Source organism: Gemmata palustris (assembly GCF_017939745.1).
Taxonomy (GTDB): domain Bacteria; phylum Planctomycetota; class Planctomycetia; order Gemmatales; family Gemmataceae; genus Gemmata; species Gemmata palustris.
Window position 1 is genome coordinate 5465032 of the sequence record NZ_JAGKQQ010000001.1, and the last position, 25087, is coordinate 5490118.

The following is a 25087-nucleotide window of genomic DNA, read 5'->3' on the forward strand; positions in this document are numbered from 1 at the left end:
CATCGGCTACCTACTGTATTCGTTTCGTGCCTCTTGTGCTTTTGGGGGGCGGAGTGTTTGCCGCTGTCAACGCCACGGCCCGGCCGGGACTAGACATCCCGACCGGGCCGTGGGTTCACTTTTCCTCACCCGAACAGCGCTTCTCTGCTCGGGGTGAGTGAACGGATTATTTTTCTCCTCCGGGGAGGAGTGGTACGGTGGGGAGCGCGATGGCGCGCGTGCCGGCGGCGAACACGGGCGTGACGGAGACCCGGAACGACTTGCGGTCCGGGTTCAGCTGGTACGTGGCCCGGATGTCCGCGGCCCCCGACGAGATCCCGGCCCGCGCGTCTCGGCCGGGGCCGACACCAGGGGCGCCGCGACCCCGCCCGAGCTCGTCACCGGGGCCGAAAGTGCGCTCCCCGCGGTCCCGAACCCGCCACCCAGGCCCGATTGGCCCGAACCCGCCGGGTCCCGCGCAGGTCGCTCCCGGTGCCCACCTCCTCGGCCAGGGGCACCAGGGCCGCGAGCCCCCGGCCAGCTTCACCTCGACCCCGGCCCCCACGGGCACGTCCAACAGGTCCACGGACTCCGCGCGGTCCCCTGGAACCGGGTCACCTTGAGACGCGCGCTCCCCCAGCGGGCGCCCGAACGCCTGCTTCACGGACACCGTGTACGCACCGGTGAACGCGCGCGCAGACGTGTACACCTCGGACCGGTTGTTCCCCGGCCCCCGAGCACGTCCCCTTGAGCACGCCCCCGCCCGTCGCGCGTGTGGGTCGCCGAGCACACCGACCCGGTGGGCTCGCCCACCACCAGGTCCAGGTCCGCGGTCCCCTGCCACAACAGCTCGATCACCAGGTCCCGCTGGGCGCTCGGCCAGCGCCTCGCGCAGGATCGCGGTGTCCTGGCCCGCGCCCCGGAGCCGGGCCTCGAGCTTGGGCAGGCGCTCGTGCCTGCGCGTGGTAATCGATCCCGTCGCTCGCGTTCCAGTCGCGCGGAGCAGCCCGTTCGCGGCCCACAGGACCGCGTCGCTCCGCACGTCCGTGGCGAACTCCGCGCGCCATCGCGTTGGCGCATGGGGCCGGGTCCTCGGGGCTGCACTCGCTCGCGCTTGCAGAACGCCATCGCCCGCGCGTGGTTCTTCAGGTCCGCCTCGGACTTCGCGGCCCGCAGGTACGCCTTGGCACTGGCCGGGTCCAGGTCGATCGGGGACACCGAGGCGCGCTCGACCTCGGTCGGGCTCGCCCCGGCCGCCCGCAGGCCACGGCCAGGGCCTCGTGGGCCCAGTCCTCGGTCGCGAGCCCCTGCGCAGGTTCCCTTGAGCACCTCGGCCGCGTGCGCGTACTCGTGGAACTCCATGAGGAACTCGGCGCACGCCACGATCAGACCCGGGTCCGTCACGGTCCGGTCGATCGCGTGGCTCCACATGGTGCGCGGGTCGGTCCCGAGCTTCGGGCGGTCCCCGACCGGGTCCACCTTCGGGTTCACCAACTGCGGTTGCACCGCCGCGACCGCGTTCCCCGGGGCGGCATTATTGCCCCGGTCCGATCACCACGGCCCCGCCCCAGGGCGCCCCCCCACCCCGGCCCCTGGGCGTTGCCGTCGCCGCCCGACTCTTGAGCTTGATCGTGGCCGCCGAGTGGTACCGCGTGGTCCCGCACGATCAGGGCCCGGGCCGGGGGTAGTACCCGAGCGAGTTCAGCAGCTCGGCGCGCACCGTCGGGACGTCGTCCTCGCCCATCCCGGGCATGGGCTGGGTGTTGGGGATGTTGGCCCACTCGCCCTTGGCCACGGTCTCGAAGATCAGCTTCATGAGGAGCTGGCTCTGGTCCCCGCCCTGGAGCCCGAACTGGCCCCCGAGGTTCCTGAACTGCCCGAGCTGGCCCCGGTGATCCCGGTGATCCCGCCCCGCTCCCCAGGTTCCCCTGGTTCCCGAGCTGCTGGCCCGCGCCCCGAACGGCCCCCCCGCCCCCATCACGTTGAGCGGGTTCCCGCCGGCCCCGCCCGCGACCCCGCCGAACGGGTTCCCGAACTGGCCCCGATGTTCTGCAGCCCGCCCCCGAACAGGCTCGCCTGACCGAAGATCGCCAGACTCTGGTTCTGGAAGCTCTGGTTCTGGAACAGCACCTGTTGGTTAACGGATTGTGGGATGGGGATCGCGAGGTCGGCGACCGGGAACACCTGGGTCACCTTCTCCTCGAGGCGCCGCTGGAACGTGGTGACCTCGATGTAGTCCGGGGCGCACGATGAACGTGGCGTTCATGGACAGGAGCACGATGTCCAGGAAGTTCCCGAGCTTGAGCCCGCGCAACTGGGTGGCCGCGATCTTGGGCTTCTCCTCCTGATCGTGGGCTGCTGCTCGGCCTTGAAGTACTCCTCCATGACCACGAACGACACGCTGTACCGCTTGACAGCTCCGAGAGGGAGCTCGAACAGCGGGATCTCGTTGATGTTCTTGTCCCCGAGGTCCACGCTCACGTTCTCGATCACGCTCTTGAGCTTCTTCTGGGTCTCGCTCGCGTTCGGGCCCAGGTTCGAGTTCAGGTACGCCTCGCGCCGGAGCCCGGTCAACTCGCGCCACACCGCGGCCGGGGGAAGTGCACCGGGGCTCGTCCGGGTACGGGATGTGCGACTTCTCGGTCTGCATCATGGCCTGCAGGAACCGGTCCTCGCGGATCCGCGTGAGCTCCTTCCACTCGCGCAACTGGGTCGCCTGCTGCCCGATGATGTAGCTCGCGGTCGCGGTCGGGGGCACGGCCAGGCCCTTGCTCGTCTTCTCCTGCACCATGAGCTGGGCCTCCTGGTACGCCAACTCGTACCGCGCGTGCTGCATGAGCTGGCGGAACTGGTCGATCCGGTTCTTGTCGCTCGCCTGCGCGTCCGCGGCCCGGTCGAACTCGTTGAGGCGCTGCTTGGTCTTGGCCAGGGCCTGGCGCTCGGCGTCGGCCTGGCGCTTGATCTCGGCCCCTTCACGAACACCTCGCGCATGACCCCCCGAGGTCCGCGACCAGCCGGGTCGGGCCTCGGCCCCGAGCCCGTCGTACCCGAGGATCTCGTCGCGCTGGCGCTTCAGGTCCTGGTACGCGCCCTCGGGGTCCGTGCGCAGCACCTGGCGCGCGCGCCGGACCGTCGCGTCCGCGAGCACCCGGTACCGCTGCTCCTCGATCTGGCGCCGGGCCGCGGCCTCCTTGAGCACGTCGCCCGCGGCCCCGGGCGCCTCCCGCCGCGCCTGGGGCACGGTGTCGCTCCCCTGGGCTCCTGCAGGACGTCCCGGATCGCCTCGTTCGGGGTGATCTGCTTGGCCCGCACCTTCTCGTTGACGCGATCGAAGAGTTGGGCCTTGGTCACCTTGCCGCGCATCCGGGCCACGAGCGCGGCCCCTGGGCCGCCTCCTTGCCGGTCGGGTCCACGTTAATGGCCGCGGCGTACAGCTTCTCGGCCTCGTCGAACCGGTCCACGCTCACGGCCCACGCGGCCTGGGTCAGGAACTCGTCCCGGTACAGCTTCACCTGGGTGCTCGCCAGGGCCAACGCCCGGTCCGACTGCAACATGGCCGGCGCGTCCTTGTGGGGCGCGTTCTTCCACTGGGCCACCATCAGGTTCAGGAAGAAGTGCTCCACGCGCGGGGCCGGGAGCCCCTGGGACAGGGTCAGCACCACGGGCTTACCGTTGACGAGCCCGTTCACGGTCGCGGTCACCGCGCTCGCCCCGGGCCGGGCCAGTTTGCCCATCACGAGGGTCGCCCGGTCGCCCCGGAGCGGGGGCAACTTGGTCGGGTACGACTCGCCCACCTCGGGCCCGAACGCCCAGTCCACGGGCTTCACCACGGGCACGTCGAGGGCCCCCGTGAGCCGGGCCGCGAACGCCTTCTGGCCCGCGGGCTGGGCCAGGTCCTCCTGGACCCGGACCACGGCCCCGCCCGTGAGGGCCGCGAGCCCGTGCAGGTTCGGGGCGTCGAGCGCAGGCCCAGGGGCACGGCGAAGAACGACACCCCGTCCCGGTCCATGCGGTTCCCCAGGGCCAGGCGCTGGGCCTCGGTGACGCTCGAACGCGCCTCCCGTCCCCAGGTACACCACCACCTGGTGCCGCCCGCGGTCCGGGGCCAGGGTCCTGAGCCCCTTCTCGAGGCCCCCTTGAGGTCCGTGGCCCCGGCCCCGTACTCGACCTCGGTCAGGGCCCGCGCGCGGCCTCGGCCACCCTCGGCGGGCGCGGGCACGAACCCTGGGTCAGGGCCCGGGTCGCGCCCGGGGTGCTCAGGGACCACACGCTCACCCGGTCCCCGGCCCCGAGGGCCGCGGCCAGCGCGGTGACCACCTGGCGCGCCTGCTGCAACGGGCGCCCGGCCTGGCTCGCGGACGTGTCCACCATCACCAGCACGTCGCGCGGGCGCGGGGCGGGGGGACACGACCGGCTGGATCTGCCACGCGAACAGGAGCTCCCCGTCGCGGCTGGTACGTGAGCACCGGGGTCCGGCCGAACGCGGTGGCGACCAGCTCGTCGGTGACCCGCCCCCGTCGGGGCGCCCCGGCCCGGGCACCCCGGCCGGACCCGACCGGCTCGTCCGCAGGTCCCCGAACACCGTGCTCCCCAGAGCCGCGAGGGTCGCGGTCACCCCAGCAGCACCGGCACCACACGCAACCGTTTCAGTAAGGTCATTGCCCGTCGCTCCTACAGGTGAGGGGTTCGGTGAAGCAGCCGGACGCCCCGGACAAGTACGAACTAAGCCCAATTTTACGCCACGCCTCAGCAGTTCCGCCATGCGAAAACGGCCGAAATCGTGCAACCCGTGAGGGTTGGGGCTGCGTACTGGTGGTAAAACTTGCGACCGCAAGGCACTGCCAATTGGGACAGTCTAGCCGGTGTAACGGGACTCCCACTGCGCCGTTGGTAACTTCGCTCGATCCCAGTGCCGAAAACGAAGTTAACGGCCGTTTCGCCCCTAAAACCGGCACCACCGGCCCGGGGATTTTGATTTGACTTGCCTGTTCCGCGGCCTAGGCTCCTTGAGGCCAGACAGAAGGATAATTCCGCCGGGACAGTGGGAGGGTTCAAGCTCTCGGTTCCAGGTTCCGGGCCGATCCCATCCGAAATACGATCCAAGTAACTCGTTCTGGTTTCACGACTTGGAACCGAGAACTCGGAACTCGGACTTAACACTATGGCGAACCCGAACACGCCCAACGACCAACAAGCATCCCTTTCGGCCGCCGAACTGCGCCGCCGATTGCTCGCTTCGACCCCGCCACCCATCGCCGCGATCTCGGCTACGACCGACCCGATCGCGGAACTGGTCGAAGCCGAAGAAGATGATATTCCGACCTACCGACTGCACTGAACTGGGGCGGCGGTACCAACGACCTCCTCGCGATTGCGGATGCCGGGCAAGTCCGGATCGGTTCAAGTCCCCACCGCGCGCTCGGCCCCCTCACCCCACCCCGGAACCGCCCCGCAATCCGATCAGCAGGCGTACCGGTCCGGGCGGCTCTGGGAGCCGATTCAACGACCCGTCGAGCGCCATTGCCGGCGCACTGAACCAGCTCGCCGATCTGTCCCCGGCGCCCGGCCGATACGACGATGCCTCGATGAACGAGACCCAGCGCCTGGGGAAAAAAAGCTGCGCACGCTCCTCGACGAAATGAAGCACCTGCTCCAAGAGGCGAGCAACAACGAACAGCAGCTCGTCTCGAAGGAGAAGGAGTTCGAGACAGTTGTGGCCGAGAAGGACGCACAGATCGACGAGCTGAGCGCGCAACTGGGCGCCATCGAAGAACAGATCGCGAAGGGCGAACTGGCCCCCGCCGGCCCCGAAGACCCGGAACGAACTGGAAGAGTGGGGCGACGAGCTTGAGCGGGAAAGCGCCAAACTCACCCAGGACAAGAAGAAACTGGAAGACGAGCGCCGGCAGTTGCGTGAAGACGAAGAGGCACTCGAACAGCAGATGCGGCAAATGGAAGTGTCGATGGCCCGCGAGCGCGCGATGCTCGCCCGCCAGGAGACCGAACTGAGCGCCTGAGCGCGGAGATCCAGCACGAACTCGACATCCTGCAGCGCGGCGACGCCGGGTTGCGGGAGCAGATGTCGAAGTTCCGCGCCGGGCACAGGAAGTTCTGGTCAAGCCGGGCGGCAACGGTCCGCCGCCCAACAGCCGCCGTTGAAACCCGCGACTACTGATACAAGGCCGGCGCCCGCCGGCGTTGTGCGGCCAACTCCATAAGAGTCGGCTTTACCCGTTCACGTTCCACCAATCTTCGGCGATCGCGAACGACATGGTCATACCCAGCCCGCCGGGCGACGCCGATCACGCAGCCCGGTTGCGGTTCGGCCGTTACGAAGTGCTTCTCCGGGTGCTTTGCGTAGATACCGTGCCAGCGCGCTGAGATCGTCCAATCGGGCAGGTCGGCCATCGCCCGTAACTGCTTCAGGATGAGATCGTCGATCTCGACCTTGTCGAACAAGCTGATGTCGGCGTCGTACTCGTGCGAGTCGCCGATCACCACTTCACCGCGGTCGTTCTGCGACGCCATAACGTGGATGCCGTACTTCACGTAGTCCGGCATCGTTTCGGCGATCCGGCGCTTCAGTTTGGGGCGCGGAGCACATTTCAAACGCCCGATAGTGGCAGAGCGTCAACCCGCCGGCGAGGTGCGTGCCGATCCGCCAGCCGTTCGGTTGCGGGCGCGTCTTCATCATCTGGAGCTTGCACCGGCGGATGCCGCTCGCCGCGAAGACGTCCGGGAAGAGCGTCTCGAAGTCCGCCCCGGAGCACACGAACACGCGGTCCCGCGCCACGAGTCACCGCTCGCCGTGGTGATGCGCGGCATGGTAACGCTGGTCACCGTTTCGCCGAGCCGGAACTGCACTCCGTGCGCGTCCGCCAGGAGCGCGGGAGCCGGGCGACGGCTTCCGGCGGGTTCACTGCCAGTTCCGTCGGGCTGTGCAGCCCCCCCGCAGACCGGCCGGGTTCGCGACGGGGAACCGGTTCAGCACCTCGGCGCGAGAAAGGTACACGCACTTCACCCCGCGCGGCGGAGCGGTTTCCGCGAACTCGCGCAGCAGATCGTCTTCGTCGTCCTCGTGCGCGGTGCAGCGAGCCACACTCGGAAACCCACAACCCGGCTCGGGCCTTCAACTCCAGCCACGGGCGCGGCTGCGCGCGCGCTCGTAGGATTCCCCGGTAGCTGGCCGATGGGCCACACCATGCCGAGTTGCACGGACGCGCCCTGCGGCCGGTTCGTGCGATCGAATACGACAACGGAATGCCCGCGCGCGCGGCTTCCCACGCGAACGCGAGTCCCACGATGCCCCCGCCCACTACCGCAACGTTCGCTCGGCGCTCGGTACCCACGCTCACCCCCGTCCGCGCGCAGAGCGGTCGCACGGACCGAGCTCGCGCACAATCAAGCGCCCCGGAACGACGACTTTCAACGGGCGGCGGTCCGGGTTGTTCTTCCGCTCCCGCATCAGGCGAATCGCTTGCTCCGCCAGCCCTCGGACGGGTACGCGTAGGTCGTAATTCCGATGGCGAACTGGTCACCCATCGGCAGGTCGTCGGACCCGACCACGGCCACCTCGTCGGGGACCCGGATGCCGCGGTTGAGGAGCTCGAAAATGAGCCCCATTGCGGTATAGTCCTGGAAGCACACCACGCCGTCGAGGTTCAGATCCCGCACCTGGTCGGCGAGGTTGGCATACGCCTCGCGCGACGACAGGTCGTGGCCCTGGTAGAGCACGACCGGTTTCGACGCAATACCCAAGTCGGGGTCGACGGTCGCCGCGTGGAGCGCGTAGAGGTAGCCGGCGATTTTGTCGTTGTGGCTGCTAGTCGGGGACGCGACGACAATTGCGCGACGCGCGCCGGCGCCCCAGGTTGAGGAGGTGTCGCGTGAGGCGCGCGGCCCCGTCCACGTCGTCCACCGCAACGAGGTCGTGTGTCAGTTCGCGGCTGTAGCCGCGCAGGTTCCGTTCGACCAAAACGATCGGCATGCCCTCGGCGCGGCACGCACCGAGGAACCGCTCGTCCAGGTGCATCTCCTCGACACTGTAACGCGACGGGATGAAGAACACACCGCCGACACCCGCGTCCTTGGCCTTCCGGACGTTGACCCGGATCTCGCCCTCGGACATGCGCGCCGCGAGCGGGACTGCGTCGGACTCAATGTGCATCGGCTCCCGGCGCGAGACAGCTTCAAAACCGATCCGCGAGAGGGAGATCGTGGCCCGCTGCCACGGCCCGGGGTGAGCGCAGCACGAGCCCCACCGCTCGGCCGATGGGGCGCGACCCGCCGACTCCCCGAGCGTTCGACGGTCTGAATCAGCCCCTTGTCGCGCAATATTTGCAACGCGCGTGAAGCAGTCACGACGCTTACCTGGTGCGTCTCCGCGATCCCGCGGACGCTGGGCATTCTCCCCGTCCCACCTCCCTGTGCGAATTTGCAACTCCAGTGCCGTAGCAACCTCGACATATTTGGGCAATCCGTTCGATGCGCTCATGGGCAATCTCCAGCGCTTGGCAGCGTATAGCACAGTATTACGGACTGCGCTACTAAACGCGAGCCGTCACTTCCGTGAAAATGGCACTGATGCCCCAGAATTTCTCCGTATGAACTGGGTGTCCGGCTCACGCGGTACGGATCGTTGCTTCCTCAATCTTTCTTGATTGTGAACTGGTCGAACAGCCGCCCCTCCTGGTCGAACGCTTTGAGGTTAAACGTGCCCAGATGAACGGTCGCGTAGCAGAAGTGGAAATCGGAGCGGAACTCTTGCTTGAAGAACGCCGGGGTCGGGGCGAAATTTTCGAGCCCGCCGCCGCCGCCGCCGCTGGTAACGTATACGATGCCGTTCTTCTGATCCACTTTGCCCTCGCGGATCGGCCAGGTGCGCTCGTAGACATGGACGTGGCCGTTGAACACCAAATCGACCTTGTGCTTCTCGTACAGCGTGACGAAGTTCCCCGCACGTCGCCGTAAGTGCTCGACCCTTCCAGGTGTTGCCGTAGTCGTCGTCGTCCGAGCAGTACGCCGGGTGGTGGTGGTAACACACCTTCCACTTCGCGGTGGACGCGGCCAGCGCCTTCTCCAGCCACTTGTACTGCTCACCGTCCGTTTTCAGGTTCCGCTTGGAGTTGGTGTCAAGCACGAAGAATTCCGCGTTGCCATACGTGTACGAGTAGTAGTATTCCGGCTTCGGGAGCGAGAAGTATTTGTAGTAGTGGGGTGGTCCTTTTCGTGGTTCCCGATGCACGGGAACACCGTGACCCGGCTGAACAGTTCGCTACACGGTTTGAACAGGTCGCCGGTCCACTGGGCCTTTGATGCGCCGTCGTCCACCACGTCGCCACAGTGGACGACGAAGTTCGGTCGGCGCTCCCACATCAACTTCGCGACCTTACCGGTCACGACCGGGTTCCGCTGCGTGTCACCGATAACGGCGAAGCTGAAGGCATCGTTCGCCCCGGCGCGGTCATGAAGGTCAGTGGCTTGCCCTCGAGTTTGCGGCCCTGTTCGTCCTGGCACACGACGCGGTAGAAGTATTTCGTGTTCGGTTCGAGGCCCGTGAGGACGACCTCGCCCATCGTGTCGGACTTCTCGACCTTTACCAGTTGTTTCGGCGGGAACGTGGAGCCGTACTCGAGCACCGCGGAGCACGGCCCTTCCGTTTCCCACATGACAGTGATGCCGGTGCGCGTGACGTATTGCAGGTACGGTTCGACCACGAACCGTGGCCCTTCGGGAATGACCGATGGCACGGCGGCGAGCGCCTTGTCCGCCTCGAAGTGTGCCGTCACTTGTTCTGTGGTGATCGCGTGCGGGCAGAGCAGCACTTCCTTAAGAGCGCCGTGGAGCGGGTAGTCCTCGTTGTCGTCCTTGTAAGCGCCCGATTACAAACGGTGCGACTTTCGAGTACAGGACCGGGCCGGACTGCTCGGCGCTCGTCGAATCCAACTGTCCGTTCACGAACAACTGCATTTGTTTACCGTCGTACACGGCCGCGACGTGGTGCCACTTCCCGCGCGCGAATTCGGTCTTCGACTCCAGGTAGGTCATCTTGCCGTCCCCGTCGTCGGCGCCCTTCGTCGACAGGCCGAAGAAGAATTTCTTTTTGTTCGTGCCAACAATGAAGCCGGTTTCGGCAGGACCGTTGTCTTGAAGCACCCCAGAATGCCGGTCCATTCGGTCGGCTCGTCCACCCGCACCCACGCGACCACCGAGAGCGCCTCTTTCGGAAGGGGCGCGGTATCGGGCGTTGCGCGGGCCACGAGCATCACACCGTCGTCCGGGCCGGTAAGATGGAGGTGCGGCCCCGCCGCACCCTCCGCCACGACCTTCGCGCACCGAGGAGGGTGCCCGGCAACTTGCCGGCCCGGTCTGCGACAGTTTTGCGGCCACTGCGTCGGCATCGAACACCCACGCCGATGCCTTCAGGTCCGGCTTCGGCGCCGCCGATGTTACTTCGTTTCGCAGGAACGCGACCGCGAGCACGGCGAGGACGCACCCGCTGGCCCCGCCCACCTTCGCCCACGTTTTGGCCACAAGTCACCCGATGTTGAGGGATCTGTGCTGCACAAAATGAGATCCGCAGCTCGTTTTGTGCTACCGCGGCAGTATAGCGAGGTGTCTGTGTAGTTCGGGTGAAATTAACGAACGTGCCCAACCGCACAACTGCGCCAACATTTCGCCCGGCCAGTCGTTGAGTTCGTTGACAGTAGTAGTGTGAGGGTGATACCGTGAATCTCACGGGTTCTCGCGCCCTCAAAATGAAGACGTTCTGCTCGGGAGGGATCAGATGGGGCACCAACCCTGAATCGCTCGGGGCCTGGAAACGAGGGTGTGTCACCGCGGCGCGGCTCTTCACGCTCACTTCTGCTTCGGGTTCCCGTGAGCGTTTCGTCTGATTTTGCCGCGCCCGTTGGCCGTCGAACCTGGAGTCCGCAGGCGATTCCGCCGCACCCGGAGAACCGCAATTATGGCCGTCACGAAAGGCTACTGGGGCATCGACATCGGTCAGTGTGCTCTTAAGGCCTTGCGCCTGGAGATGATCGACGGGAAGCCCACGGCGACCGCGTTCGATTACGTCGAGCACGAAGATCCTTTCGCAACCCGACGCGGACCAGGACACCCTGATCCGCGAGGCGCTCGAAAAGTTCCTCTCCCGCAACAGTGTCAAGACCGACGACGTGGCCATCGGCATCGCCGGGCAGTCGGGCCTGGCACGGTTCGTCAAGCTGCCGCCGGTCGAAGAAAAGAAGATCGCCGAGATCGTAAAATTCGAGGCGAAGCAGCAGATCCGTTCCCACTCGACGAGGTCGAATGGGACTTCCAGAAGATTGGCGGCGGTGAGGCCATCGACGGGTTCGCCCTCGAGACCGAGATCGGCCTGTTCGCCATGAAGCGGGACGTCATCTCCCGCTACCTCGGCTACTTCACGGGGAGCAAGATCGAGGTCCACCTCATCCAAATGTCGCCGCTGGCGCTGGTCAACTTCGCCACCTACGAGTTGCTCAAGCCGAAGGCCGAGGAGGGTGCGGACGCGGAAGAAGACCCGACCCCGCGCGGCAAGAAGCGCTGCACCGTCGTGATGGACGTGGGCACCGACGCCTCGAACCTCATCATCACCGACGGCGCGAAGATCATCTGGCAGCGCCCGATCCCGCTAGGCGGGATGAACTTCACCCCGCGCTCACGAAGGAACTGAAACTCACGCTCGCGAAGGCCGAACACCTGAAGCGGAACGCGGCCAAGAGCCCGGACATGGCCAGCATCCTCAAGGCCATCAAGCCGGTCCTCACCGACTTCGTGGGCGAGGTCCAGCGGTCCCTCGGGTACTTCACCAACACCCACCGCGACGCACACGTCGCACACATGGTGGGTCTGGGAAGCGCGTTCAAGCTCCCCGGTCTCCAGAAGTACCTCGCGGACAAGCTCTCGCTCGAGGTGAAGAAGCCCACGAAGTTCGAGAAACTGAGCGGCGACGCGGTATTGAACGACCCGCTCTTCCAGGAGAACCTGCTGACGTTCCCGATCGCCTACGGGTTGGCCCTCCAGGGGCTGGGACAGCGCGGCTCACGACCAACCTGCTCCCACAGGGCATCCGTATGGACCGGATCATCCGGTCCAAGAAGCCCTATGCGGCAGCAGCGGCGGCAGCCCTGCTTGTCGGCCTGGGGGATGGCGATGGGCTTCTCCGGCCCCTATGCCGCGATCACTGACAAGGACATCGACAAGGGTATCGAGATGACCAAGTCCGCGGGCACCGCGTACTCGGGTCAGGAGAGCAAGTACACCACCAAGTTGGCCGATTCCAAAAGAAGCAGGACGAGACCAAGCTCATCATCGCCGGAGCGGAAGAGCGGCTGAACTGGCCCCGGTTGACGGAAGTGTTCACCGCCAGCCTCCCGCGCCGGGGACAGCGGCAATTTGAACGAGGCCCAGGCGAAAGTGAACTCCAGCGTGGAAGTGTTCGACCAGAACAAGCTCTGGAAGGGCGAAGGCCGGGCAGGACAGGAGGCTTACGACTGGTTCCTCCGTCGCATGAGCGAGGGCGTACTGGTCGAACAGGCGATCGCGGACGCCAACTCGGACAAGCCCAAATCACTCGCGTTCGTGAACATCGAAACCGTTCACACGCGGTGGGTAAACAATACCAGTGCGTTCCTCACGGCCGCTGACGAACAGGTGCAGACCCGGTTCAGTGTCCCGATCGCGGACTGGATGAAGGACGACGAGCGCGAACGGGACGAGGCCAAGAACCGGTGGAAGCCCAAGGCACCGGAGGGGGGCGCGTGGGTCGTCGAGATCCGCGGGTACACCGACCACAAGGGCGGACGCCGGTTCATCGAGCAGTCGCTCCTCCGCAACCTCCAGCGGACCGATACATTCGCCAAAGACGACGCCAAAGTGGGGCGGTACATCGTCGGTGTCCCGGACCCCGTGAAGGGGAAGGTGAGCCACCCGTTCGTTTACACACGTGGGCGGTTTTCGACCCGCAATCGAGCCAACCCCAGAACATCGCCAAATCGTACCTCGATGGCCTGCTCGGTGGCACCGGCGTCGGCGCGCAGCCCGGTTCCGGTAGCGACGGCGGGTCGGCAGGCCCCGTGCCGAGCGGCCTTTGCCCGGTTCCGGAACGCCTCCCGGCCTCCCAGGGAGCGGGGACCGCCCTCGGGAGTGGGTGGTACCGCCCCGACGCAGCGGCCCTCGCGCCCGCGTGGAGCGGCCTGGGGAGCACCGGCGGCGCCGCCGGCGCGACTCAGAGCAGGGGAAACCCGATGACGTCACCCGGACGCGGTACGAGTTCGTCGTCATGTTCCTGTGGCGCGAACCGACCCCGTCCACGCCGCCCGCGGCGGTACCGACCACGCCCTGATCGGGCGCTTCTTTCATCCCGACCCGGCAACAAGGGTCAGCCGACGTACACTGTGATGCCGCGGTCCCGACCGCGGCCCTTCCGCTCAATACGTACACGCGAACCGGGTTCCAACCATGAAGAGCGAAAGTCCCGCGAAAAACACCACTTCTGGATATTGCTCGGCCTCGTTCCGTTGCTCACATTGATCGGCGTGCTCATGGTGAGCGCAAAGTCGGTGGCAAAATTGACGAGCGCCAGGCCGACATTGACAAGGCAAAAAAGACATCTCGGCCAAGACGAACCCGAAACCAGACCAACTAATTGCCCAGTTAGACAAGGTCGGGACTTTGGTTGGTAAGAAGCAGGAGGATTTACACAAAGAGAACTGGGAACGCCAGAAGAACCTCTTCACATGGCCCCGTAACCCGGAGTGTTCAAGGCCCTCGAAGATAAGGGGCTGAAGTTCGGCGACCCGATCCCGGACCTTACAGCGGTCTTCGGGCCTTCCAACAGCCCGAAACTTACCAGTACGAGTTCTCAACGATTAAGAAGGGCACCAGCGGCCCCGGCACCGGGATGGCCGACCTACTGGCCCCGACCCAATTCGCCGGGGATGGCAGCGCGTGCTCCGCTACGTCAACGATTTCGGTCAGATGGCCGCGAGCAAGGACCAAATCTGGCTGATCCTCGAAGACATGTGGATCCAGCGGTCGCTGCTGGAGGGCTCCGCTCGGTCAACACGGACCTCGCAACTTTGAGCGGGTTAAATACGAACAGAACGGCAAAGTGATCGACGACCCCGCGAAGGGGGCCGCGGTGCAGAACAAAACGAAGCGTTTGTTCCGAAGCCGCAATTGGGAACTGGCGCTGGAGATTGTACCCGAGGGCACTAGTTACAAACTCACCGGCACGCTCACGAACATTTCCGATCGCCTGCAGATCATGGGCATCGGTAACATGATGACGCTCAACGTGTGGCTCTCGTCGGCCCCGCGCCCAGCCGATGCTGTTTAAAATCGGCGGCGTATACCTACCCGGGAGGGGGCGCGACGAAAACCCTCAAAGACAAGGACGGCAATACAAGTAGTTCCCGCGAACGTGCTGCCCATCGAGCCGCTCGCGGATCACGCATTGCCGCCGGGCACCGACCTGGAGAAACTGGAACTGCGCGCCGAGCAGGTGTTCGACGTCCGCACCGTACCGATCAAGCGGATCGACGCCCTCGTTCTCGGCCAACTCGACAGCCGCAACGCTGTAACGCCGACCCTGCTCCCACCACGAACGCCCCCGTTTACTAAGGAGTACGTGGGTGATCCTTCAGCCGAAACTCCGGCCGACGGATCGGGATTGGGATCGGGATCGAAGGGCTCTCTGGGCGGAGATAGACCAGGACCGGGTAGTGGCCCTCCGGGGGGCGCCATCGGCATCGAAGGACCAGGGGATTCCGGGCACCCCGGATTTCCGGGGGGAGGGGCGCGGCCGGGCAGAAGGCAGGCGGGGCACACTCGTCACGGTGATCGACGGGAACAAGAAGCGGTACATCGCGGCGACCGAGCAGGTTCGCCGGATGCCAGTCGGACTCGTGGTCGTCGTCGACCAATCGTATATGCAGGACGTGCTACTCGCGCTCTCGAACTCGCCCCTGCGGTTCCAAATCACCCAGGTCACGTGGACCCGGTTCCGCAAGCCGCTCGACGGCATCGGGGCGGCAGTTCGGCCGGTGGCTCCGGCAACGACATCGAGCCCGGCATGGCAGGCAAGCTTAACTTCGGCGGCGGAGATCCCGACGAGCGCGGCCCGCGCCCGCCAGTTAACATGGGTTCCAGCGGCGGCCCACCGCGACTGCCCGGCACGGGCGGAACGGGGTTGCCGCCGGGCTTCCCTGGTTCCGGTAGCTTCCCGGGTAGCAGTAGCGGTGGCTACCCAGGTAGCGGCTACCCGGGCGGAGGGTCGTCGGTCGTATCCGAGTCGCAGATCACCTCGGGCCTGGTCGAACTGAGCGTGTACGGCATTGTTTCGCTCTACGAGAAGTACGAAGCGCCGAAGCCGACCGACGCGGCCGGGGCACCATCAACACCCCCATCGGCACCGAACGTTCCGACCACGCCGGTGCCGATGGACCCGGCACCACCGACGAACCCGGCGCCCCGAAGATGCGCCCGGCGCCTTCGGGCCTGAGCCGGGTTCCGACCGAGATGATCCGATGTTGTTCCTTACAGCGCGGCTCCAATGATAGAGGAGCCGCGCCGCGGTAGCGGCGGTAACTGTAACGGCCGCGCTGGGCCGGAGACCGAACACCAACATCGCGGGCCGCGCGCCGTTTTACAAGTAGCGTGGCGACCCCGACAGGCACTCGAATCGAGGGACGTGCTGTGGCAAAAAAGCCAAGATCAAATTCGACGCGAAAGATTTCCTGCTCCGTAAGGGGAAATCCTGGTGATGGGCGCGGCCGGGTTCTGTTTGGTCGTGTTGCTCTTCTGGGGTGTGACCAAGTGGGCCAGCGCCGAAGACCCGAGCAAGATCGCGAGCGAGCTGGCGACCAAATCAAACCAGGTCAAAACGAACATCGCTACCGGTAAGGCAAGTGAAGCCGACCTGGAGGCGATCAAGCCGGCCGAATTCGTCATCAAGCCCCAGATCAATACGCCGGCCCGGACCAGTGACTTCCCCAGTTCGGGACCGGTCTTCGACCCGGTCGCGCAACCGAACACGAAGCGCGAGAACCCCATCGTGCTCAACGTCCGGGACTACCAGATCGACCTCCTGCGCGCGCGATGCCCGCCTACGACATCATTCTCGATAACGAGGGCGATCCGCAAATCGCGGTCCTCACGACAACGGTCAAGAGTGACCTCGATAAAGACAAGTTGAAGTTAGCCGTCGCGTCGCTCAAGAGACAGGGCAAGGTGGGCCAGGACAACTTGAACAAGAACAAGGGGCGCAGCTGAAGCCCCCGCAACCGGGTGCCGGACCGCCGGGCGGCCCCAGGTGGTCCGGGCGCCCTGATGCTACCGCCGGGCATGGGCGGAAAGGGCGGCGGCAACATGAGCGGCCCGCGGAATGGCCGGGTACGGGTCCGGGTACAACCTCAACGCCCGGCGCGCCTGGACGAGGGCAAGGTCATCAAGTACGTGTCGCTGAAGGACATCGACGACGCCGTCGCCAAGGGCAACCAGCCCGCCCTCACCGTCGTCCCGATCCGCATGGTCACCGTCCACGCTGTCGTACCTTACAAGGCACAGCTCGAGGAGATCAAGCGGGCGCGCGCCTCACGACCGACGCGGAGGCCAGAACGTGGGGCCCGAACTACCACGGGTTCGAGATCCAGCGCCGCGAATCGCGGATGCTCGCGAGCGGCAAGGAAGACGTGATCCAGGAGTGGGTCGAGCTGCCGAAGGACGTGACGAGCACCGAAGGCAACTACGATTTCGAGCAAAAGTACATCGAAGTGATCGACACCCGCAAGCTCGATGACCACATCGACGAGGGGTACTTCCCGTACTTCCTCAAGCCGGAGATGATGCTCTCGATGCCGCTGCCGCTGCTGGCCAAGGATCTTAACGTCGAGTACCCGAAGATCACGCTCAAGCCGATTCTCGACAACATCAAGAAGCTCGAAGAGAGGAACAACCAGCCGGTCAGTGCGTCGGATCTGGCCCAAAACTCGCCGGCCGAAAGGATGCGAAGGGTATCTACACGCCGAAAGTGAACACAGGGGCCGGCTTCGGCTACGAACGCGAGTTTCGGCGGCGGGCCGAAACTCCAGATCCCTGGCGGCGGTAAGCCGGGATCGATCGGCCCCGGCGCGATCCCCGGTGTCGGACCAATTGGTCCGAAACCGGGCGCCCCGGTGCCGGGCAACCGCGGCTGCCCGACGGTTATGAGCCCCACGGGCAAGCGCAACGTCGGACGAGGTCGACAACTACCTGCTCCGGTTCGTGGACTGCGACGTGAAGCCCGGTCACACTTACGAGTACCGTATCCGGCTGCATGCTGAACCCGAACTACGGCCAGGACAAGCTCGTGAGCAACCCGGAGTTCGCTAAAGAAAATACAAAATTCTTTACAGCAAGTGGATGTACCTGCCGACGTCGATCTCCGTGCCGGCCGAATCGTACCTCTACGCCTACGACACGAAGGCGTACCGCGAGCAAACCACCGCGGCCCACGAGGGTCAAAAGGAACTGCTGAACCGGCTCCAGATCAAGGACAACCAAGCGGTGGTGCAGATGGCCAGTTGGATGGAACAGGTGCGCACTGATTCCGGCACCAAACACGAACCGGTCGGGTCGTGGGTGGTTACCGAGATCCCCGTCGGGCGCGGCGAATACGTCGGCCGCAAGCAGTACGTCAAGCTCCCGCTGTGGTCCTCGGAGACCAACCTGTACCAGTTCCGAGAAGTGGCCGACAAGGTCGTGCCCCGAAGGGCGGGAAGGAGCAACCGCAACCGAAGGGGTGGCTCGTGGATTTCTCCACCAAGTCGATCCTGGTGGACTTTGAGGGCGGCAAGATCAAGGGGCGGTCCGCGGTGAGCTTCGACGAAAAAAGGGGAACGTGGTGCCGAGGACGCGGACCTTCGAGGAAGAGGTCGCGACCGAAATGCTCATCGTCCGCCCGGACGGTAAGCTCGTGGTCCGTAGCAGTCAGGTGGACGAAGGGGACGAGCGACGCAAGGACGTGGCCTCGAAGTGGTCCGAGTGGCTGAAGATCGTCGAGTCCCACAAGGGGCCGGGCGGCACCGGGGCACCGGGGAGCTGAACCGTTCGACAAGAAGTAAGCGTTTCTTTAAAACGCACGCCGCCGGGTGATTCCCGGCGGTGTTCTTTGCCACGCTGTCGTGCGTTCGTGCCCAAAATGACGTCCTCATAGAGGAACACGTTGCCACCCCGGATTGGCCTCCGCGATTCACCCGGTCGGGCTACTATCCCGCCCCTGGGAGGAGAATCGATGTCCGGGCGATACCGAGATTACGCCGTCCTCGTGGCCGTGGCCGCGGCGCTGACACTGCCGAACCTCGGCGCCACGAGCCTGTGGGACGTGGACGAGGGAGTGAACGCCGAAGCCGCCCGCGAGATGCGCGAGAACGACACGTGGGTGATCCCGACGTTCAACTACCAGTGCGCACTGCCAAGCCGGTGATGCTGTACTGGCTCCAGCGCGCCAGCTTCTCCGTCCTCGGGGTAAGTGAGTGGTCCGCGCGGCTCCCGTCGGTGCTAGCAATGTGGCTCACCGCGCTGCTCGTGTACGAACTGGCGCGCCGCATGTTCGACCGGTCCACGGGTTTGCTCGCGGGGATCGTGTTGGTTTCCGCACTGGAAGTCTGCGTTCTCGCACACGCCGCCACGCCCGACGCGACGCTGCTCCTGTTCACCGTCCTCACCTACTACCTGTTCTGGACGCGGCACGAAGGGAACTCGCGCAGGTGGTGGACCGCAACGGCCGCCGCGTGCGGGTTGGCGGTGCTCACGAAGGGGCCGGTCGGGGTCGCGCTGCCGGGACTGGTGATCCTGCTCTATTTCGCCTGGAACCGCGAACTCGGCCGGCTACTCGACCGCAAGTTCTTTTGGGCCGCGCTGGGTGTTTCTGTTGGTCGCCGGACCGTGGTACGGGCTCGTCACGGCCGAACGCGCGCGGCGCGTGGGCAAGCGTTCTTCGGGCGTGAGAACCTTCAGCCGCTCTCGACGCCGATGGAGAACCACCGCGGGCCGTTCTTCTACCACGCGGCCGCGCTCCTGGTGCTCTTCACCCCGTGGAGCGTGTTCCTACTCGGCGCGCTCTGGTACAGCGTCCGCGCAGCCAGAGCTACCCTCCGTCCGCCCTGCCTGGGAAGGGGAGTTTGCTCCTTCGCGGTCTGCGGGCGCTGCTTCAGCCTCAGGGTTCGCGCCTGCCCCCCTTCCCTTCAGGCAGGGCGGACGGGGGGTAGGTTCTTCCTCCACCCGCGCGTTCCGGTTTCTGATCTGTTGGTTCGCCGCGTACCTCGTGTTCTTCTCGGCGGCGGCGACCAAGTTGCCGAACTACGTGCTTCCGGTGTACCCGGCGCTGGCGATCCTCACGGCCCGGTTCTTGGTGCGCTGGCAGAGCGGCGAACTCGTGCTCCCCAAGTGGCTGATGCCGCTGGCGGTCGGGGCGCTGGTGCTCACGGCGCTTGTGGTTGGCGGCGGATTGCTCGTTGCAGGTGATGCGGTGAAAGCCCTCCCGAACGGGGCGCGCGTTTCCCGGTTTGGGGCCGTGGGCGGTGGTCGGCCTCGTGCCGCTGGTTGCGGCGGGTGCGATGGCATGGGCACTCTGAGCGAACGATCGGCAGCGGTTCGTGCGTGCGATGGTGCTCGGCGCGATCGCGTTCACGGGGTTGACCGCCGCGTTCCCGGCACTTAAGGTCGATGTGTATAAGGGCGCCACGAGAGCTGGTGCGCGCGGGGTCGATGACCCGGCGCGCGAGATGCGACTCGCGCACCTCGACTGGTTCCAACCGAGTGTTGTGTTCTACGCGCACCGCGAAGTGACGGATCTGAAGTCGGTCGAACAGGCGGCGGAGTTCCTCGCGGTACCCACGCCCGGTTTTCTGTTCGTGCCTGCAAAGACGTGGGAGCAGTTCGTGGAACCGAAGGTCGCGGTCCCCACGCGAATTGTCGCCCGACACTACGACTTTACCGGAACAGCGAGATCATCGTTGTTACCAATGAAGTGACCGCGACCGCCGAGCGGTGAGAAACGCATGGGTCACAAAGTCGTAAGGTCGCAAGTCGCAATGTCGAAGACCCCTATGATTGAGGTCTTCGACATTGCGACTTGCGACCTTACGACTTTGTGACTCCGCCTATACCACTGCGCCTTCGGGGATGACCGCCGCGCGCGGCACGCAGATGATCCGTCGCGAATGTGGTACGACCCGTTCGGCCCGTCCGCTTCCATTTTGTTGTCCCGGTTGCAGAGCCGCGCGCGCCGCGCCCGACGCGGCAGTCCTTGTCGAGGATCGCGCGCTCGATCACGCCCCGTCGCCGATGTTCAGGTCCGGGCGCCCGACCTTGCGATTGGCGGGCGCGCGCGTCCGTCTCGAACTTGTCCGACCCGATGATGATCGTATCCCGGATGGTGCAGCTCACCCCGATGCGGCCCGAACCCCAATCAGGCTCCGCTCGATGCGCGTGTCCGAGCCGATCACGCACCCGTCGGCCACCACGCTCTCCTCCAGCGCGGCCCCGTTGATCCGGCTGGCCGGCAGGTTCCGCATCCGGGTGTAGATCACACCATCGGGGGCGAAGAAGTCGAACGGCGGGTTCGGCCCGGCGAGCACCAGGCTCGCTTCGTGGTAGCTCTTAATGGTGCCCAGGTCTTCCCAGTACCCGTCGAACAGGTGGGCGCTGATGATGCTTGCTTTTATAGTTCCGCGGGAACACTTCTTTGCCGAAGTCGGTCGCGAGCGGTTTGGCGGTCAGCAGGTCTAGGAGCACGTTCGTTTTGAACAGGTAGATACCCATGTTCGCGAGGTAGTGGCGACCGTTGCACGCGATCCCGCGGCGCTCGATCCAATCGGCGGAGGTGTAATACGGCTCCCGCTCCTCCGGTGTTTTGGGCTTCTCCACGAACCCCGTTACGCGGCTCTGCGCGTCCATGCTCAGGAGGCCGAACCCGGCCGTGTCCTTCTCCGGTACAGGAATCGCTGCGATGGTGATGTCGGCGCGGGTCGCGCGGTGCGTCTCGAACAGGTGGCGGAAGTCCATGCGGTAGAGTTGGTCGCCGGAGAGGATGAGCACCTCGTCGGGGCCTCGCGCTCGATGTACGAGATGTTCTGTCGCACCGCGTCGGCCGTGCCCTGATACCAGTCGGCGGCTCTCGTTCGTCTGCTGGGCGGCCAGCACCTCGACGAACCCCTTGCTGAACATGTCGAACTTGTACGTGTTGGCGATGTGCCGGTGCAAGCTGACGCTGAGGAACTGCGTGAGGACGTAAATACTGTGCAGTTCGCTGTTAATGCAGTTGGAAATTGGGATGTCAATGAGCCGGTACTTGCCCGCGACCGGGACCGCGGGTTTGGAACGGGCTTTTGTGAGCGGGAACAGCCGGGTGCCGCGGCCCCCGCCCAGAATGAGCGCCAGGACGGAACGCATGGAAGAGCCTCGAAACGGGCCTAAAACGAGACGGGCCGGGGCGAACTGGAGAGCCGGCCGCATGTCAGGATGCTAACAGGGTGCCAGCATGGGAAAGCGCACAGGCAGAAGAAACACGGATGAAGTGAAAGCAGCACCAACACAACCCGAACAACTTAGAGAACAGAGAACGGGGATAAGAGTTCAGGGCACGGTAAGAGAAGCGTTCTTGTTTCTGCTCGGACGGGGCATTCGGTGGGAGCCGGAGGTGAAATGGGCAACGCGAGCGCCCCCCGGCGCGGCTCCAGAAACAGGACGAGTCCGGCAGAGGCGGGCGCCCACCGGACTCACTGCCCTTTGTTTTCGGCTTATTCACTATCTTTGTCACGCTTTGCGTGGGGAATATTCAGCCAGAATTCGACCTTCCCCACGCGAACGTCGTCAAGCCCGATGGACACCAGTCCCGGCAACCAGCCTTCAGCACTTTCCCAGGGAATGTGCAGATCGAACCCGAGCCGGTGCGGTTGGCCACGCCACTGGAACGTCACCAGTGTCTTCGAGACCCCGGCGTTGGCGACCGAAACGTGGACCGCTAGTTCCGCCGCCCCCGCGACCTCGCGCGACAAGTACCCGGTCGCGATGAGTTCCGCGTCGTGCTGAAACACGCGCGACAAAAGTGCACGTTCGCGACCGCGTCCGTTGGGTGCAGGAACGTGGTGAGCCGTACCGTTTGGCCGGGGGCGCAGCGGCCGGGCCGAACACACTCACCTGGACGGCGTCGCGCGGGGCCTGCCAGAACAGCAGGTTCCGGCGCAACTTTTTCCAGACGAACGAGTTCTCGGGTGGGTGCTGCTCCTCGGTACAGGGGCCAGTCCTTCCGAATACCGGACGGTTGATCCTGCGGCACGTTGGCCGCGTGCCACTGATCTGGATTTGGTGCTGAAACGCTCGGATCGGGCGGCGGGGCCGGGCGGTCCACGGGGCCGTTCAGCGCTCCGAGTAGCCGATTCGCCATGTCCTGTTCCCCGAATGAGCGGGCGGTGGTGACGGAGCGAAAGCGGGCGAGGGCGCGTGGTCGGAACGGGTCGGGACGTTGGGCCGCGTCTCCGTCTGTTCGAGGGCACAGTGCGGCCCCGGGGTCGCATCGGGCACGGTCTCGGACACTTCCGGCAAATCGAACGTGACCGACCCGTCCGAGTCGTCGCGCGCAACGGGGCGCGAATCGCCGAACTCGGTTGTGTGCCGTGAAACCGCTCCGCTCCGGCCGCCCCATTTCTGAAGGCGCGACAGGAGCAGCGACTCCAGCGGGGGCCGTTCCACCTGTGATTGCGGGCCGGCAACCGCCAGCGCCGCGAGCGCGTCTTCTAATTCATATAGCGATGGGAACCGGTCGGCCGGAGCCGGAGCCATCATTTGATCCAGGACGGCCGCGAGTTCGCGCGGCACATCGGGGCTCACGATCGCGACCGATGGCGGCGGGCCGTTCCGCTTCGCGCGGAGTTGCTCCGCGAGTGCCGGGTGCGGGTACGGGGCAGCCCGGTGAGCGCGAAGTAGCAGACCGCGCCGAGGGCGTACTGGTCGCCCGCGGGCGTCGGATCGAGCGGCGAGACCGCCAGTTCCGGGGCCGCGAAGGTCAACACACTGGCCGAAGCGAACGCTGCGGACATGGAATCGAACAGTGACTCGTCCGCGTCCAGGTTCTGCGCGAGCAGCGCCCGCACCGAGTTCGAGCACGCGAGGAAGCCCGTCCGCCCCGACGCTCACGCAACTCGGCGTCAGCGCGCCGTGTGCCACGCCGCGTGCGTGGTGCGCGCGAGCGCGTTGGCCAAATGGCCCAACAGCGCGATTGCTTCGCTCGGCGCTAGCGGGCCGCTGGCGTCCACGCGGTCCGCCAGTCTCGCCCTCGCTCTGCGGCCACACGAGGTAATGGAACCCGCCCGCCGTATCGACCTCGATGAGCGGAGCGACCGAGGGATGCGTGTCCCCGGCCGCGAGCGCACGCGCGAGTTGCTTCGCTTGCCGCGCCTGCCACAAACTTCGGAGCGGCATCACCCGGACCGCGAACGCGCCGGACTTGGTTACGTGTATCGCGGAGAACAGCGGACCAAACGTCCCGCGCCCCGCGATCCCGGTGAGCCGGTACGGACCGAGTACGAGCTGAGACGCCTCACCCGCCAGCGCGTTGGGCCTGGAATGTACTTAGTGCCCCGTGCCGGACGAGGAAGTCCGCCATCGCCCCCGCGGAGCCGCCCGGGAATTCTGATAGCAGTTCTCCCAGCCGCCCCGCGTCAACGATCCGTGGCGGGCCAACTCGTCGGCGAGGGCCGCGGCGTCCACGGAATTCGCGACGAGGGAAGCGGACATGGCAACCGGCGCTAGATTCGTTCGTGTTGGATCTGAAAAACCGCGACGCGGGCGTAACCCGACCCGCTGCGGCACGATACGCACTCTACCATAGAACACACGTTTCCCGTTGCACCGAAAGAGCCGACGCAACGGAGCCGGGCGCGAGCGCGGCTCCGGTCAAGAAGGGCATTCTGTTGCCCGAGTGTGTGACGTAGAATGATGGCGCGAATCGCACACGCGAAGTTCGACCCGCCCGGTTTCCCCGCCCCGATCCCCGTTCTGGGAGTTCGACTATGCCCCGCGTTCTCGTTGCGTTGTTGTTCCTCGGTGGCCTCGCGCTCGCCGCGCCCGCGACTGGTGCCGACGATTGGCCCATCTTCCGCGGGGCCGACCGCACCGGCGTTTCCAAGGACAAGGGGCTGCTCAAGGAGTGGCCCGCGGACGGTCCGCCGCTCGCGTGGAAGGCGACCGGGCTCGGCGTCGGGTACTCCAGCGTGTCCGTGAGCGGCGACAAGGTGTTCACGATGGGCGACGCGGACAAGGACTGCTTCCTGTTCGGGATCGACCGCAAGACCGGCAAGAAGTTGTGGGAACTGAAGGTGGGCAAGACCGGCGGGAACTACCAGGGGCCGCGCTGCACCCCCTCGACCGACGGCGAACGGGTCTTCGCGCTCGGACAGCACGGCGACCTCGTGCGCCGCCGCGAAGGGCGGCAAAGAAGTGGCGCAAGAGCTTGTCGAAGGACTTCGGCGGGCAGTCCGGCATCTGGAACTTCACCGAATCGCCGCTGCTCGATGGCGACAATCTCATCGTTACGCCCGGCGGTTCGACGGCCACAATGGTCGCGCTGGACAAGAAGACCGGCAAAGAGGTGTGGGCCGGCACGATCGACGGGGCGACACGGCCGGGTACTCGTCCGTGGTGATCGCGAACCTGGGCGGGGTGAAGCAGTACGTCCAACTCATGGCCAACGGTCTCGTATCGTTTGATGCGAAGACGGGCAAAATGCTGTGGCGGTACGGCACGAAGAACGACCGGTTCGGCGGGAACACCGCGAACATCCGACCCCGATCATTAGCGGCGAATTCGTGTTCGCGGCGGCCGGGTACGGGCGCGGGGCCGCGCTCCTGAAGGTCACCAAAGACGGCGCCCAGTTCGCGGTGGAAGAGGTGTACTGGAACAAGGCGCGCTGACCAACAAACACGGCGGCGTGATCCTGGTCGGGGACAAGTTGTTCGGCGACCGCGACGACAGCGGCAACCCGTTCTGTGCGGACTTCAAAACGGGCAAGGTGCTCTGGACCCGCAAGGGCGGCGAGGGGCGAGGG

General features: G+C 65.7%; 37 protein-coding genes and 1 pseudogene. 17 read left to right on the plus strand and 21 right to left on the minus strand.

All coding sequences use genetic code 11. The annotated features are described in order from the left end of the window. Positions 1–166: 166 nt before the first annotated feature. The 6 genes from J8F10_RS22385 to J8F10_RS22410 all read right to left on the minus strand — a co-directional run bounded on the left by J8F10_RS22385 (position 167) and on the right by J8F10_RS22410 (position 4350). Positions 167–1021: a hypothetical protein gene (locus J8F10_RS22385; protein WP_210657609.1), complete on the minus strand. Its 855-nt coding sequence runs from the start codon at positions 1019–1021 to the stop codon at positions 167–169. A gap of 624 nt (positions 1022–1645) precedes the next feature. After that, positions 1646–1960 carry a hypothetical protein gene (locus tag J8F10_RS22390; RefSeq protein ID WP_210657611.1) on the minus strand — a complete coding sequence of 105 codons (315 nt, stop codon included), beginning with the start codon at positions 1958–1960 and terminating at the stop codon, positions 1646–1648. Next, on the minus strand, positions 1957–2172 hold the full coding sequence (locus J8F10_RS22395; protein ID WP_210657613.1) for a hypothetical protein: 216 nt from the start codon (positions 2170–2172) through the stop codon (positions 1957–1959). The genes J8F10_RS22390 and J8F10_RS22395 overlap by 4 nt, the downstream gene beginning before the upstream one ends. Beyond that, on the minus strand, positions 2117–3220 hold the full coding sequence (locus J8F10_RS22400; protein WP_210657615.1) for a hypothetical protein: 1104 nt from the start codon (positions 3218–3220) through the stop codon (positions 2117–2119). Before J8F10_RS22400 ends, J8F10_RS22395 begins: the two co-directional genes overlap by 56 nt. A gap of 106 nt (positions 3221–3326) precedes the next feature. Continuing rightward, positions 3327–3893, minus strand: coding sequence for a hypothetical protein (locus J8F10_RS22405; protein ID WP_210657617.1), 567 nt, complete (start codon positions 3891–3893; stop codon positions 3327–3329). Positions 3894–4152: 259 nt separating this feature from the next. Continuing rightward, positions 4153–4350, minus strand: a complete 198-nt coding sequence (locus tag J8F10_RS22410) for a hypothetical protein (RefSeq protein WP_210657619.1) — start codon at positions 4348–4350, stop codon at positions 4153–4155. 790 nt (positions 4351–5140) lie between these two features. Here J8F10_RS22410 and J8F10_RS22415 point away from each other — a divergent pair. Continuing rightward, a complete protein-coding gene (locus J8F10_RS22415; RefSeq protein ID WP_210657621.1) occupies positions 5141–5317 on the plus strand; it encodes a hypothetical protein in 177 nt (58 codons plus the stop codon). 300 nt (positions 5318–5617) lie between these two features. Further along, positions 5618–5830: a hypothetical protein gene (locus tag J8F10_RS22420; RefSeq protein ID WP_210657623.1), complete on the plus strand. Its 213-nt coding sequence runs from the start codon at positions 5618–5620 to the stop codon at positions 5828–5830. Positions 5831–6147: 317 nt separating this feature from the next. Here the strand turns inward: J8F10_RS22420 and J8F10_RS22425 are convergent, their stop codons facing one another. The 9 genes from J8F10_RS22425 to J8F10_RS22460 form a co-directional block, all read right to left on the minus strand. Next, positions 6148–6540, minus strand: a complete 393-nt coding sequence (locus tag J8F10_RS22425) for a hypothetical protein (RefSeq protein WP_210657625.1) — start codon at positions 6538–6540, stop codon at positions 6148–6150. Continuing rightward, positions 6482–6772: a hypothetical protein gene (locus J8F10_RS22430; RefSeq protein ID WP_210657626.1), complete on the minus strand. Its 291-nt coding sequence runs from the start codon at positions 6770–6772 to the stop codon at positions 6482–6484. The genes J8F10_RS22425 and J8F10_RS22430 overlap by 59 nt, the downstream gene beginning before the upstream one ends. 43 nt (positions 6773–6815) lie before the next feature. Next, the gene (locus tag J8F10_RS40895; RefSeq protein ID WP_390891115.1) at positions 6816–7517 is read right to left on the minus strand and encodes an FAD-dependent oxidoreductase; all 702 of its coding nucleotides are present in this window, start codon (positions 7515–7517) and stop codon (positions 6816–6818) included. Then, the gene (locus J8F10_RS22440) at positions 7444–7902 is read right to left on the minus strand and encodes a substrate-binding domain-containing protein (RefSeq protein WP_210657628.1); all 459 of its coding nucleotides are present in this window, start codon (positions 7900–7902) and stop codon (positions 7444–7446) included. The genes J8F10_RS40895 and J8F10_RS22440 overlap by 74 nt, the downstream gene beginning before the upstream one ends. After that, positions 7802–8146 (minus strand): hypothetical protein, encoded by a 345-nt coding sequence (locus J8F10_RS39155; protein ID WP_246523497.1) that lies wholly within the window; start codon positions 8144–8146, stop codon positions 7802–7804. The genes J8F10_RS22440 and J8F10_RS39155 overlap by 101 nt, the downstream gene beginning before the upstream one ends. A 479-nt stretch (positions 8147–8625) precedes the next feature. Continuing rightward, entirely contained in the window at positions 8626–8892 is a 267-nt protein-coding gene (locus J8F10_RS22450; RefSeq protein ID WP_210657632.1) for a hypothetical protein, read from the minus strand. A 195-nt stretch (positions 8893–9087) separates the two neighbouring features. Continuing rightward, positions 9088–9378 (minus strand): metallophosphoesterase, encoded by a 291-nt coding sequence (locus tag J8F10_RS40900; RefSeq protein WP_390891116.1) that lies wholly within the window; start codon positions 9376–9378, stop codon positions 9088–9090. Then, positions 9375–9803 (minus strand): fibronectin type III domain-containing protein, encoded by a 429-nt coding sequence (locus J8F10_RS39160; protein WP_246523500.1) that lies wholly within the window; start codon positions 9801–9803, stop codon positions 9375–9377. The genes J8F10_RS40900 and J8F10_RS39160 overlap by 4 nt, the downstream gene beginning before the upstream one ends. A gap of 4 nt (positions 9804–9807) precedes the next feature. Beyond that, positions 9808–10152, minus strand: coding sequence for a LamG domain-containing protein (locus tag J8F10_RS22460; protein ID WP_210657637.1), 345 nt, complete (start codon positions 10150–10152; stop codon positions 9808–9810). A 793-nt stretch (positions 10153–10945) separates the two neighbouring features. Here J8F10_RS22460 and pilM (J8F10_RS22465) point away from each other — a divergent pair. From pilM (J8F10_RS22465) to J8F10_RS22485, 6 genes are all read left to right on the plus strand, one after another. Next, entirely contained in the window at positions 10946–11674 is a 729-nt protein-coding gene (gene pilM / locus J8F10_RS22465) for a type IV pilus biogenesis protein PilM (RefSeq protein ID WP_210657639.1), read from the plus strand. A gap of 26 nt (positions 11675–11700) precedes the next feature. After that, positions 11701–12336 carry a pilus assembly protein PilM gene (gene pilM, locus J8F10_RS22470; RefSeq protein WP_246524416.1) on the plus strand — a complete coding sequence of 212 codons (636 nt, stop codon included), beginning with the start codon at positions 11701–11703 and terminating at the stop codon, positions 12334–12336. Between the two features lie 60 nt (positions 12337–12396). Beyond that, the gene (locus tag J8F10_RS22475) at positions 12397–13251 is read left to right on the plus strand and encodes a hypothetical protein (protein ID WP_210657644.1); all 855 of its coding nucleotides are present in this window, start codon (positions 12397–12399) and stop codon (positions 13249–13251) included. 699 nt (positions 13252–13950) lie between these two features. Next, positions 13951–14085 carry a hypothetical protein gene (locus tag J8F10_RS39960; RefSeq protein WP_261363077.1) on the plus strand — a complete coding sequence of 45 codons (135 nt, stop codon included), beginning with the start codon at positions 13951–13953 and terminating at the stop codon, positions 14083–14085. A gap of 28 nt (positions 14086–14113) precedes the next feature. Further along, complete coding sequence (locus J8F10_RS22480; protein WP_210657646.1) at positions 14114–14341, plus strand: hypothetical protein; 228 nt, start codon at positions 14114–14116, stop codon at positions 14339–14341. A gap of 735 nt (positions 14342–15076) precedes the next feature. Continuing rightward, positions 15077–15505, plus strand: a complete 429-nt coding sequence (locus J8F10_RS22485) for a hypothetical protein (protein WP_210657648.1) — start codon at positions 15077–15079, stop codon at positions 15503–15505. 212 nt (positions 15506–15717) lie between these two features. Here the strand turns inward: J8F10_RS22485 and J8F10_RS22490 are convergent, their stop codons facing one another. After that, positions 15718–16056, minus strand: coding sequence for a hypothetical protein (locus J8F10_RS22490; protein ID WP_210657650.1), 339 nt, complete (start codon positions 16054–16056; stop codon positions 15718–15720). 45 nt (positions 16057–16101) lie between these two features. Between J8F10_RS22490 and J8F10_RS22495 the strand changes: the two genes are divergently transcribed. The 7 genes from J8F10_RS22495 (at position 16102) to J8F10_RS22525 (ending at position 20015) form a co-directional block, all read left to right on the plus strand. After that, positions 16102–16275 (plus strand): hypothetical protein, encoded by a 174-nt coding sequence (locus tag J8F10_RS22495; protein ID WP_210657652.1) that lies wholly within the window; start codon positions 16102–16104, stop codon positions 16273–16275. A 395-nt stretch (positions 16276–16670) separates the two neighbouring features. Continuing rightward, positions 16671–17036, plus strand: a complete 366-nt coding sequence (locus tag J8F10_RS22500; protein WP_210657654.1) for a hypothetical protein — start codon at positions 16671–16673, stop codon at positions 17034–17036. Positions 17037–17403: 367 nt separating this feature from the next. Then, on the plus strand, positions 17404–17859 hold the full coding sequence (locus J8F10_RS22505) for a hypothetical protein (protein ID WP_210657656.1): 456 nt from the start codon (positions 17404–17406) through the stop codon (positions 17857–17859). A 25-nt stretch (positions 17860–17884) separates the two neighbouring features. Beyond that, positions 17885–18085 (plus strand): hypothetical protein, encoded by a 201-nt coding sequence (locus J8F10_RS22510; RefSeq protein WP_210657658.1) that lies wholly within the window; start codon positions 17885–17887, stop codon positions 18083–18085. 189 nt (positions 18086–18274) lie between these two features. Next, positions 18275–18466, plus strand: coding sequence for a hypothetical protein (locus J8F10_RS22515; RefSeq protein ID WP_210657660.1), 192 nt, complete (start codon positions 18275–18277; stop codon positions 18464–18466). Further along, positions 18418–19506 carry an ArnT family glycosyltransferase gene (locus tag J8F10_RS22520; protein ID WP_210657662.1) on the plus strand — a complete coding sequence of 363 codons (1089 nt, stop codon included), beginning with the start codon at positions 18418–18420 and terminating at the stop codon, positions 19504–19506. Before J8F10_RS22515 ends, J8F10_RS22520 begins: the two co-directional genes overlap by 49 nt. A gap of 131 nt (positions 19507–19637) precedes the next feature. Then, complete coding sequence (locus J8F10_RS22525; protein WP_210657665.1) at positions 19638–20015, plus strand: hypothetical protein; 378 nt, start codon at positions 19638–19640, stop codon at positions 20013–20015. Between the two features lie 109 nt (positions 20016–20124). On the opposite strand, the pseudogene J8F10_RS41135 reads toward J8F10_RS22525, so the two are convergent. The 5 genes and pseudogenes from J8F10_RS41135 to J8F10_RS22550 all read right to left on the minus strand — a co-directional run bounded on the left by J8F10_RS41135 (position 20125) and on the right by J8F10_RS22550 (position 23135). Further along, positions 20125–20558 (minus strand): annotated as a pseudogene (locus J8F10_RS41135) (hypothetical protein). 85 nt (positions 20559–20643) lie between these two features. Continuing rightward, positions 20644–21435, minus strand: coding sequence for a sugar phosphate nucleotidyltransferase (locus tag J8F10_RS22535; protein WP_210657669.1), 792 nt, complete (start codon positions 21433–21435; stop codon positions 20644–20646). Between the two features lie 347 nt (positions 21436–21782). Continuing rightward, complete coding sequence (locus tag J8F10_RS22540) at positions 21783–22088, minus strand: hypothetical protein (RefSeq protein ID WP_210657671.1); 306 nt, start codon at positions 22086–22088, stop codon at positions 21783–21785. Between the two features lie 313 nt (positions 22089–22401). Further along, entirely contained in the window at positions 22402–22860 is a 459-nt protein-coding gene (locus J8F10_RS22545; protein WP_210657673.1) for a hypothetical protein, read from the minus strand. Between the two features lie 8 nt (positions 22861–22868). Beyond that, positions 22869–23135 (minus strand): hypothetical protein, encoded by a 267-nt coding sequence (locus J8F10_RS22550; RefSeq protein WP_210657675.1) that lies wholly within the window; start codon positions 23133–23135, stop codon positions 22869–22871. Between the two features lie 1358 nt (positions 23136–24493). On the opposite strand from J8F10_RS22550, the gene J8F10_RS22555 reads away from it, so the two are divergent. Together J8F10_RS22555 and J8F10_RS39165 are read left to right on the plus strand one after the other, a co-directional pair. Next, a complete protein-coding gene (locus J8F10_RS22555; protein ID WP_210657677.1) occupies positions 24494–24685 on the plus strand; it encodes a hypothetical protein in 192 nt (63 codons plus the stop codon). A gap of 85 nt (positions 24686–24770) precedes the next feature. Further along, positions 24771–24953 carry a hypothetical protein gene (locus J8F10_RS39165; RefSeq protein WP_246523502.1) on the plus strand — a complete coding sequence of 61 codons (183 nt, stop codon included), beginning with the start codon at positions 24771–24773 and terminating at the stop codon, positions 24951–24953. Positions 24954–25087 lie beyond the last annotated feature (134 nt).